This window comes from Methylobacterium nigriterrae (genome assembly GCF_037106235.1).
Lineage (GTDB): Bacteria > Pseudomonadota > Alphaproteobacteria > Rhizobiales > Beijerinckiaceae > Methylobacterium > Methylobacterium nigriterrae.
This window is the reverse complement of the sequence record NZ_JBAWTG010000028.1, coordinates 60,357-69,789: the sequence shown is the minus strand read 5'-3', so window position 1 is coordinate 69,789 and position 9,433 is coordinate 60,357. Positions and strand designations below refer to the sequence as shown.

Genomic DNA, 9,433 nt, shown 5'->3' with positions numbered 1-9,433 from the left:
TCCGGATGGTCACGGGCCGCGGTCTGCGGCGCCCCCTCCGCCGGGCGGGGCGCGGGGTTGCGCGCCGCCCGGTCCGTGAGCCGTCGCCCCGGAACGGGGGAGGAGAGACGCCCGCGGCGTCGTGCCCGTGCTCGTCCTGGCCGGGCGTGATCACCCCCGCAGATGCGCCACGAAGGCCTGCGCGAAGGCGGGGAGGGCGGCGAGGTCGCGCAGGCAGAGCCTGAGGTCGCGGGCCGCCCAGGTGTCGACGAGGGGCACCGCCGCGATGCCCATGGCGCGGGCCGCCCGGCGGGCCGTGGTCTCGGGCACGATGCCGAGCCCGACCCGGCACTCGACGAGGCGGCAGACCGCGTCGAAGCTGCGCAGCTGCACCCGCAGCCGCATGGGCCGGCCGATCCGGCCGGCGCGCTCGGCGAGGAAGCGCGTGATCGCGCTCAGCCGGTCGAGGCCGACGAGGTCGTGGACGAGCACCTCCGCGAAGGAGACGGACTCGCGCCCGGCCAGGGGATGGTCCGCGGCCGCGACGAGGACGAAGCGGTCCTGCCGGAACGGGACGGTCTCGAGGCTGCCCGTGTCGACCGTGCCCGAGACGATGCCGAGATCGGCCGCGCCCTCGGCCACCAGCCCGACGATCTCGTCCGAGGTGCGCTCGTCGATGTCGACGCTGATGCCGGGATGCTCGGCGAGGTAGGCCGAGAGCGCCTCGGGCAGGAACTCGGCCAAGGCGTGGGTGTTCGACAGGACCCGGATCTGCCCGGCCGTGCCGCCCGAATAGGCCGAGAGCTCCCCCTGCATGCGGTCGATGTCGGCGAGCAGCGTGCGCGCGTGGGCGAGCAGCGCGCGGCCGGCCGGCGTCGGCGTGACGCCCTGGCGGTTGCGGATCAGCAGGGCGGCGCCGAGCGATTCCTCCATGCCGCGGATGCGCGTCGAGGCGGCCGCGAGCGCGAGATTCGCCCGCGCCGCCCCGTGCGTGATCGAGCCCGCCTCGACCACGTGCCGGAACAGGCTGAGGTCCACGAGGTCGAACCGCATCATGGCCGACGGCCTCCATGGCAGCGTGCGGCTTCCGCCGGAGGCGAAGCCTCGACGGGCTCCTGCCCGCCTGGGGACCCGGCGCGACGGTGCCTTCGAGCGGGCACGATCGGCGCTTCGCCGAAATCCCGGAAAAATCCTTCGCCGATCGCGAAGGCTGTGTCCAGGAGTCCCGAATTGCGAACCGGACCGGTTCCGGGAAGAGTGCCCCCCGTGGACAAGGCGCCGCCGGACCGCCGAGGTGACTCGGGGACCGAGACGGGCGCCGGCACTCTCAGGAATGGACCGGACGCCGGCGATGCAGGCGAACGTGCTGATCGGCATGCCCATAAGCGGCGCCGCGGTGACCGGCGGCCTGCTCGTGCTGTGCATGGGCCTCTGGGCCACCGCCCTCGTGGCGGAGGTGGTGACGGCGATGCTGTTCTTCGCCGCCGCGATGCTGTTCCGCCTCGGCGCGCCCTCGACGGTGTTCTCGGGCTTCGCCTCCTCGGCCTTCTGGCTGGTGCTGAGCGGCATGGTGGTGGGCCACGCCATGACCCGCACGGGCCTCGGCGCGCGGCTCGCGCGCTCGCTCAGCGGGCACCTGTCCGGCTCCTATCCGGCCTTCATCGCCGGCCTCGTGGCGCTCGCCTTCGGGCTCGCCTTCGTGATGCCGTCGAATCTCGGGCGCATCGCGCTGCTCGTCCCCGTCGTCCTGGCGCTCTGCGACGCCTTCGGGCTCGAGGCCGGCCGCAAGGGGCGGATCGGGGCGGTGCTCTCGGTCGGGCTCGCGACCCCGATCCTGTCGGCCGCGATCCTGCCCGCCAACGTGCCGAACCTCGTCATGGCGGGCACCGCGGAAGTGCAGCACGGGCTGCATCTCGCCTACCTGCCCTATCTCTGGCTGCATGCGCCGGTCCTGGCGCTGGTCAAGGGAGGGCTCCTGGTGCTCCTCACCGTGCGGATCTTCCCCGACCGGCTGCGGCCGCGCGACCCGGGGGCGGCCGCGATCGCGCCGCTTCCGCCGATCTCCCCGGAGGAGCGGCGGCTCGCGGTGATCCTCGTCGCCACGCTCGGCTTCTGGATCACCGACAGCCTGCACCACGTCGCCCCGGCCTGGGTCGGGCTGACGGCGGCGGTGATCTGCCTCCTGCCCCGGATCGGCGTGCTGCGCCCGGAGGCGTTCGGGGCCGTGAATCTGCGCACCTGCTTCTATATCGCGGCGCTCCTCGGCCTCGTGGCCCTCGTCAACGAGACCGGGCTCGGGGCGCGGCTCGGCCACGCGCTGCTCGCCGTCGCGCCGCTGCGGCCCGGGGCGGACGCCCAGAACTTCGCGGTGCTGACCCTGATCGCCTCGGCGCTGGCGCTGCTCGTCACCGCCAACGGCGCGCCCGCCCTCTACACGGCGCTCGCCGGCGAGATGGCCCGGGCGAGCGGGCTCAGCCTGTCGAGCGTCGTGATGGTGCAGGTGATCGGCTACTCGACCCTGTTCCTGCCCTACCAGGCTCCCCCGATCGTCTTCGCCAGCGACCTCGGGCGCGTCGCGTTGCGGGACGCCACCAGGATCACGATGGCGCTCGGGCTCGCTTCTCTGATCGTAGCAGCACCACTCGACTATCTGTGGTGGCAATTTCTGGGAGAGCTGCGGTGACAAAACGCGCCGGATATCAAATCTGCGGCTCCGGTTCCGTCCCTGCATGCCGCATTGCGGCTTGCGCGGCGCCGCACTAGCGATACGAGCTTAGACCGACTCCAGACTTCGCCCGCACCCTCTCACCCGTCCGAGGATCGCTGCCCGATGGCCCCCACCGCCAGACCCACGGTCGCACAGCCGCTCTCGCCCCATCTCCAGATCTACCGCTGGACCTGGACCATGGCGATGTCGGTGTTCCACCGGATCACCGGCACGGCCCTCTACGGCGGCTCGGCGCTGGTGGCTGTCTGGCTCGTGGCGCTCGCCTCGGGGCCGGCCGCCTACGGGTGGGTCGCGTGGTTCTTCGGCTCCTGGATCGGGCTCCTGATCCTGTTCGCCTATACCTGGATCCTGATGCACCACATGCTGGGGGGCCTGCGCCACTTCCTGTGGGATTTCGGCCTCGGCCTCGACCGCGAGCGCCGCCTCTGGCTCTCCCGCGGCACCCTGATCGGCTCGGTGGCGCTCACCGTGATCATCTGGGCGCTCGCCCTGATCCTGCGCTGAGGGAGGCTCGCCATGGCCGACAACCGCCAGAACACGAACGTCTCGATCCGCACGCCCCGCGCCCGGGTGCTCGGGCTCGGCGCCTCCGGCCATGGGGCCGACCATTGGTGGCTGCAGCGGCTCACCGCCGCCGCGAACGCCCCCCTGATGGTCGCCTTCGTGGTGGTCGTCGCCCTGATGGCGGGGCGGCCCTACCCGGAGGCGGTGGCGCTGATGAGCCACCCGCTCGTCGCCCTGATCCTGATCCTCGCCGTCATCTCGGTGACGCTGCACATGCGGCTGGGCATGCAGGTGATCATCGAGGATTACGTGCACGGCAAGGGCCTGCGCATCGTCGCCCTGTTCGCCAACAACTTCTACGCGGTCGTCGTCGCCGTCGCCTGCCTCTACGCGATCCTGCGTGTGGGGCTCGCCCGCCTCGCCTGACCCCGACCCTCGTGAGGAGCCGAGCCATGGCCGCCAACGGTACGCACAGCGCCTACACCATCCACGACCACACCTTCGACGTGGTCATCGTCGGGGCCGGCGGCGCCGGGCTTCGCGCCACGGTCGGCTGCTCCCAGGCGGGACTCCGCACCGCCTGCATCACCAAGGTCTTCCCGACCCGCTCGCACACGGTGGCCGCGCAGGGCGGCATCTCGGCCTCGCTCGGCAACATGGGCCCGGACGACTGGCGCTGGCACATGTACGACACCGTGAAGGGCTCGGACTGGCTCGGCGACCAGGACGCGATCGAGTACCTCGTGAGGAACGCGCCCGCCGCCGTCTACGAGCTCGAGCACTGGGGGGTCCCGTTCTCGCGGACCGAGGAAGGGAAGATCTACCAGCGGCCCTTCGGCGGCATGACCACCGATTACGGCAAGGGCACCGCCCAGCGCACCTGCGCGGCGGCCGACCGCACGGGGCATGCCATGCTCCACACCCTCTACGGGCAGGCGGTGAAGAACCAGACCAACTTCTTCATCGAGTACTTCGCCCTCGACCTGATCATGGACGAGGACGGCCGCTGCCGCGGCGTCGTCGCGATCGATCAGGCATCGGGCGAGATCCACCGCTTCCGCGCCCAGATGACGGTGCTCGCCACCGGCGGCTACGGCCGCTCCTACTTCTCTGCGACCTCCGCCCATACCTGCACGGGCGACGGCAACGCCATGGTGCTGCGCGCCGGCCTGCCGCTGCAGGACATGGAGTTCGTGCAGTTCCACCCGACCGGCATCTACGGGGCGGGCTGCCTGATCACGGAAGGGGCGCGCGGCGAGGGCGGCTACCTCACGAATTCGGAAGGGGAGCGCTTCATGGAGCGCTACGCGCCGAGCGCGAAGGACCTCGCCTCGCGCGACGTGGTCTCGCGCTCGATGACGATGGAGATCCGGGCGGGCCGCGGCGTCGGCAGGGACGGCGACCACATCTTCCTACACCTCGACCACCTCGACCCGAAGATCCTGCACGAGCGGCTGCCGGGCATCTCGGAATCGGCCAAGATCTTCGCGGGCGTCGACGTGACGCGGGAGCCGATCCCCGTGCTGCCGACCGTGCACTACAACATGGGCGGCATCCCGACGAACTATCACGGCGAGGTCCTGACCCTGAAGGACGGCAACCCCGACACGGTGGTGCCGGGCCTGATGGCGATCGGCGAGGCGGCCTGCGTCTCGGTGCACGGGGCGAACCGCCTCGGCTCGAACTCGCTCATCGACCTCGTGGTGTTCGGCCGCGCCGCGGGCCAGCGCTGCGCCGAGATCGTCGAGCCGAGCGGGCGCCAGGCGGAACTGCCGAAGGGCTCGGCCGACAAGGCGCTCGGCCGCCTCGACCGCTTCCGCTACGCCGACGGCTCAACCCCGACCGCGGAGTTGCGGCTCGAGATGCAGAAGACCATGCAGAACAACTGCGCGGTCTTCCGCACCGGCGAGGTGCTGGAGGAGGGCAGGGGCCTGATCCACAAGGTCTGGAACGCGGCGGCCGACATCCGCGTCACCGACCGCTCGCTCGTCTGGAACACCGACCTCCTCGAGACGCTCGAGTTCGACAACCTGATCGGCCAGGCGGTCGTCACCATGGAATCGGCGGCCAACCGCAAGGAATCGCGCGGGGCGCATGCCCGCGAGGACTTCCCCGACCGCGACGACAAGGAGTGGATGAAGCACACCCTCTCCTGGCTCGACGAGACGAGCCATCAGGTCTCGATCGATTACCGTCCGGTCCACACCTACACGATGTCGAACGAGATCCAGTACATCGAGCCGAAGGCGCGGGTGTACTGACCCCTCGTGACGGCTGAGGAGCACGCGGTCATGGATGACATCGTCCTGCGCGGTCTCGACCAGGAGATCGAGCACGTCCTTCGCCAAGCGCTGAGCCGATCCAGCGACCTCTCCGACCGCCGCCGCGACGCGGCGAGGCTCGCCGCTCGCGCGCGCGAGATCGCCGCGATGACGCCGGCCGGAGTCGCGCAGACGGACAGCGTGCTGCTGATCCGGGAGGATCGCGACCGGTGAATGTCGTTGCCGACGCCTGCGTCGCCGTCAAATGGTACATCCGGGAGCCGGGCTTCGAGCAAGCCGCTCTGCTGCCCGATGCACGGGCCGACCGGATCGATCTCTGCGCCCCGGACATCTTCCTCGCCGAGATGTTGAACGCGCTGGCGAGGAAGGTCCGCGCCGGTCAGGCGACCGACCAGCAGGCGCAGGATGCGCTCGATCACCTCAGGTCCCTTGCCGTCCCTCTCGTCCCTACGCCTCTTCTCATGGACCGCGCGCTGCGCCTCGCGCTCCGGCTGGACCATGCCGTGCCGGATTGCCTGTATCTGGCCTGCGCAGAGCATAATGGCGCGGCGCTCGTTACGGCGGACGATCACTTCCTGCGAAAGCTCAAGGACTTCGCCAGCCCGGTGCCCGTCGTCCGACTCGCTGACGTGGCGCGCTTCCTCGCACCCTTAGGACCACGCCCGGCTTCGTGAAAGCCGACGGCACCTCGCACGGCACCCTCAACGCGGAACATCCCACGATGGCCCAATTCACCCTGCCCAAGAATTCCCAGCTCCGTGAGGGCACGTCCTGGCCCGCGCCGGCGGGCGCCAAGAGGCTCACCGAGTTCCGCGTCTACCGCTGGAACCCGGATGACGGCGCCAATCCCAGGATCGACACCTACCAGGTCGATCGCGACGATTGCGGGCCGATGGTCCTCGACGCGCTCCTGTGGATCAAGAACAAGGTCGACTCGACGCTCGTCTTCCGACGCTCCTGCCGCGAGGGCATCTGCGGCTCCTGCGCGATGAACATCGAGGGGCAGAACGCGCTCGCCTGCACCATGGGCATCGATGAGTGCAAGGAGCACGCGGGCGGCAGGAAGTCGGCCGCCGTGCGGATCTACCCGCTGCCGCACATGCCGGTCCTGAAGGACCTCGTGCCGGACCTCACGAACTTCTTCGCCCAGCACGCCGCGGTCGAGCCCTGGCTGCAGACGGAGACGCCGCCGCCCGAGTCCGAGTGGAAGCAGACGCCGGAGGACCGCGCCCGCCTCGACGGGCTCTACGAGTGCATCCTGTGCGCCTGCTGCACCACGAGCTGCCCGAGCTACTGGTGGAACGGCGACCGCTTCCTCGGGCCCGCGGCCCTGCTGCAGGCCTATCGCTGGCTGATCGACTCGCGCGACGAGAACACGGGCGAGCGCCTCGACGGGCTGCACGACCCGTTCCGGCTCTACCGCTGCCACACCATCATGAACTGCGCCAATACCTGCCCGAAGAACCTCAATCCGGCCAAGGCCATCGCCGAGATCAAGAAGATGATGATCGCCCGCGAGGTGTGACGGGCGGCCGGGCGGGCCCGCGCGCCGGCGGCTTCAGCCCGGCGCCCGTCCGGTCCAGGCTCCCCGGGAGCGGGCGGCGGTCTGTCAGCGAGGTGAACCATGGCCGCGGACGATGACATCGTGGCGCTGAGCGCGATCGAGTTGTCGCGGGCGATCCGGGCGCGCGCCGTCTCCTGCGTCGCGGTGATGGAGGCCTATCTCGACCGGATCGAGCGGCTGAACCCGGTCGTGAACGCGATCGTGGCCCTGCGGGACCGGGCCGACCTGCTGCGGGAGGCGGGCGCGCGCGACGCCGAGCTCGCCCGCGGCGAGGTCCGGGGGCCGCTGCACGGCTTCCCGCAGGCGGTGAAGGACCTCGCGCCCGTGAAGGGCCTGCCCTTCACGCAGGGCTCGCCGATCTTCCGCGACCGGATCGCGGAATCCGACGCCATCCTGGTCGAGCGGATGCGCCGCGCCGGCGCGATCCTGATCGGCAAGACCAACACGCCCGAATTCGGCCTCGGCTCGCAGACCTTCAACCCGGTCTACGGCACCACCCGCAACGCCTACGATCCCGCCCGCACCTCGGGCGGTTCGAGCGGGGGCGCGGCGGTCTCGGTGGCGCTGCGCATGCAGCCGGTGGCCGACGGCAGCGACCATGCGGGGTCGCTGCGCAACCCGCCGGCCTTCAACAACCTCTTCGGCCTGCGCCCGGCCTACGGGCGCATCCCGCAGGCAGGCCCGGACGTGTTCACGCCGAGCCTCGCCGTGGAGGGCGCGATCGGCCGCTCGCCGGCCGATATCGGCTTCCTGCTCTCGGTGCTCGCCGGTCCCGACCCGCGCGTGCCCTACGGGATCGAGGCGGACCCGTCCGTCTTCGCCGAGCCGCTGGAGCGGGACTGCTCCGGCCTGCGCGCGGCCTGGCTCGGCGATCTCGGCGGGCACCTCCCGTTCGAGCCCGGCGTGCTCGAGCTCGGGCAATCCGCGCTCGCGGGCTTCGAGGCGGCGGGGGTGCGGGTGGAGGCGGATCGCCCGGCCTTCGACATGGAGGCGCTCTGGCAGGACTGGCTGGTGCTGCGCGCCTGGTTCACGGCCGCCGCCCTCAAGCCCCTCTACGAGAACCCGAGGACGCGCGCCCTCCTGAAGCCCGAGGCCGTCTGGGAGGCCGAGCGCGGGCTGAAGCTCGACGCCGACCGGGTCGCGGCGGCGCAGGCCGGGCGCAGCGCCTGGTACGAGAGCCTGCGGCGCTTCATGGAGCGCTACGACGTCCTCCTGCTTCCGGCCGCGCAGGTCTTCCCCTTCGCGGCCGGGACGCCCTGGCCGAAGACGGTCGGCGGCCGGCCCATGGACACCTATCACCGCTGGATGGAGGTGGTGATCCCGATCACCATGAGCGGGCTGCCGGCGCTGAGCGTGCCGGCGGGCTTCAACGAGGCGGGCCTGCCGACCGGCATCCAGATCGTCGGGCGCAATCACGCCGAGCTCGCCTGCCTGCAGCTCGGCGCCGCCTACGACGCCGCGACGCGCTGGGTGGAGCGCCGGCCGCCGCCGCTGCTCGACGCGTGAGAAGGCGGACTGCCGGACGTGGACTGCCGGACCGGGCGGGCCTCGCGCAGGGGCAGCCGGGCGCCCGATGCGGCAGGGCCGCCACACTCCCGGGAAAAGCTGCGCCCGCGGCCCATTCCGCGTGCCCCGCCCCGGCCGCTGCCTTGCGGGCAGCGCATTTGGCGGCGAGGCCAGGCGAACAGTGAGGCCGAGGGCACGGTCGGGCTCGGCGCAGGGCCGCGCCTCACGGGCCATCCGAGGAAGGGAATCGATGCCGCGTCAGGTCCTGTCGTCACTCGCCGTCCTGGCGCTCGCCGCCGGGCTCGGCGCCTGCAGCAGCTCGCGCCTCGACGGGCCGCGCGGCCGCGCCCTGGCCGGTCCGCAGGCGGCGCTCGAGCCCGCGGTTCCGGCCGTGCCCTCGGGCGCCGTGACGGCCTCGCCGCTGGCGCCGCCGCCGGGCGCCACCGCGGCGCCGGACGCGCCGCCCCTCGGGGCCGACGTCGCGGTGGCGGCCCCGCCCGGCTCCAACATCATCGCCGAGCCCGTGGCGCCCCCCGTCCCGCCGCCGCCCGTGGTGGCGACCGGGCGCTCCGCGGTCGTCGGCAGCTGGACCGCCCGCGACGCGGCCGGGGCGAGCTGCAAGGTCTCGCTGTCGAGCGCGCCGGCTCTGGACCTCTACAAGGCCTCGGCCGCGGGCTGCGCCAACAAGGACCTCGCCAAGGTCACGGCCTGGGATTACCGCGACGGCGAGGTCTACCTCTACCAGGCGGGCGGCACGGTGGCGGCGCGCCTGCGCCAGGGCGGCGGCCAGCTCGACGGGGCGCTGACGAAGTCGGGCGCCTCGCTGGCGCTCGTGCGCGGGTAGGGCGCTTGCCAGGGCGTCGCGAGCGG

General features: G+C 72.0%; 10 protein-coding genes. 9 read left to right on the top strand and 1 reads right to left on the bottom strand.

The window, feature by feature from the left end; translation table 11 throughout:
• Positions 1 to 150: 150 nt before the first annotated feature.
• Positions 151 to 1,035, bottom strand: a complete 885-nt coding sequence (locus WDW90_RS16470) for a LysR substrate-binding domain-containing protein (RefSeq protein WP_336488480.1) — start codon at positions 1,033 to 1,035, stop codon at positions 151 to 153.
• Between the two features lie 295 nt (positions 1,036 to 1,330).
• Between WDW90_RS16470 and WDW90_RS16465 the strand changes: the two genes are divergently transcribed.
• The 9 genes from WDW90_RS16465 (at position 1,331) to WDW90_RS16425 (ending at position 9,407) form a co-directional block, all read left to right on the top strand.
• Positions 1,331 to 2,662 carry an SLC13 family permease gene (locus WDW90_RS16465; protein WP_336488479.1) on the top strand — a complete coding sequence of 444 codons (1,332 nt, stop codon included), beginning with the start codon at positions 1,331 to 1,333 and terminating at the stop codon, positions 2,660 to 2,662.
• A gap of 147 nt (positions 2,663 to 2,809) precedes the next feature.
• Entirely contained in the window at positions 2,810 to 3,211 is a 402-nt protein-coding gene (gene sdhC, locus WDW90_RS16460; RefSeq protein WP_336488478.1) for a succinate dehydrogenase, cytochrome b556 subunit, read from the top strand.
• Between the two features lie 12 nt (positions 3,212 to 3,223).
• On the top strand, positions 3,224 to 3,637 hold the full coding sequence (gene sdhD / locus WDW90_RS16455; RefSeq protein ID WP_336488477.1) for a succinate dehydrogenase, hydrophobic membrane anchor protein: 414 nt from the start codon (positions 3,224 to 3,226) through the stop codon (positions 3,635 to 3,637).
• Positions 3,638 to 3,663: 26 nt separating this feature from the next.
• Complete coding sequence (sdhA, locus tag WDW90_RS16450; protein ID WP_336488476.1) at positions 3,664 to 5,472, top strand: succinate dehydrogenase flavoprotein subunit; 1,809 nt, start codon at positions 3,664 to 3,666, stop codon at positions 5,470 to 5,472.
• A 30-nt stretch (positions 5,473 to 5,502) separates the two neighbouring features.
• The gene (locus WDW90_RS16445) at positions 5,503 to 5,706 is read left to right on the top strand and encodes a hypothetical protein (protein ID WP_336488475.1); all 204 of its coding nucleotides are present in this window, start codon (positions 5,503 to 5,505) and stop codon (positions 5,704 to 5,706) included.
• Positions 5,703 to 6,167, top strand: a complete 465-nt coding sequence (locus WDW90_RS16440; RefSeq protein ID WP_336488474.1) for a type II toxin-antitoxin system VapC family toxin — start codon at positions 5,703 to 5,705, stop codon at positions 6,165 to 6,167. Before WDW90_RS16445 ends, WDW90_RS16440 begins: the two co-directional genes overlap by 4 nt.
• Before the next feature lie 47 nt (positions 6,168 to 6,214).
• Entirely contained in the window at positions 6,215 to 7,018 is an 804-nt protein-coding gene (locus tag WDW90_RS16435; protein WP_336488473.1) for a succinate dehydrogenase iron-sulfur subunit, read from the top strand.
• A gap of 99 nt (positions 7,019 to 7,117) precedes the next feature.
• A complete protein-coding gene (locus tag WDW90_RS16430; RefSeq protein ID WP_336488472.1) occupies positions 7,118 to 8,563 on the top strand; it encodes an amidase in 1,446 nt (481 codons plus the stop codon).
• Positions 8,564 to 8,813: 250 nt separating this feature from the next.
• Entirely contained in the window at positions 8,814 to 9,407 is a 594-nt protein-coding gene (locus tag WDW90_RS16425; protein WP_336488471.1) for an AprI/Inh family metalloprotease inhibitor, read from the top strand.
• Positions 9,408 to 9,433: the final 26 nt, after the last annotated feature.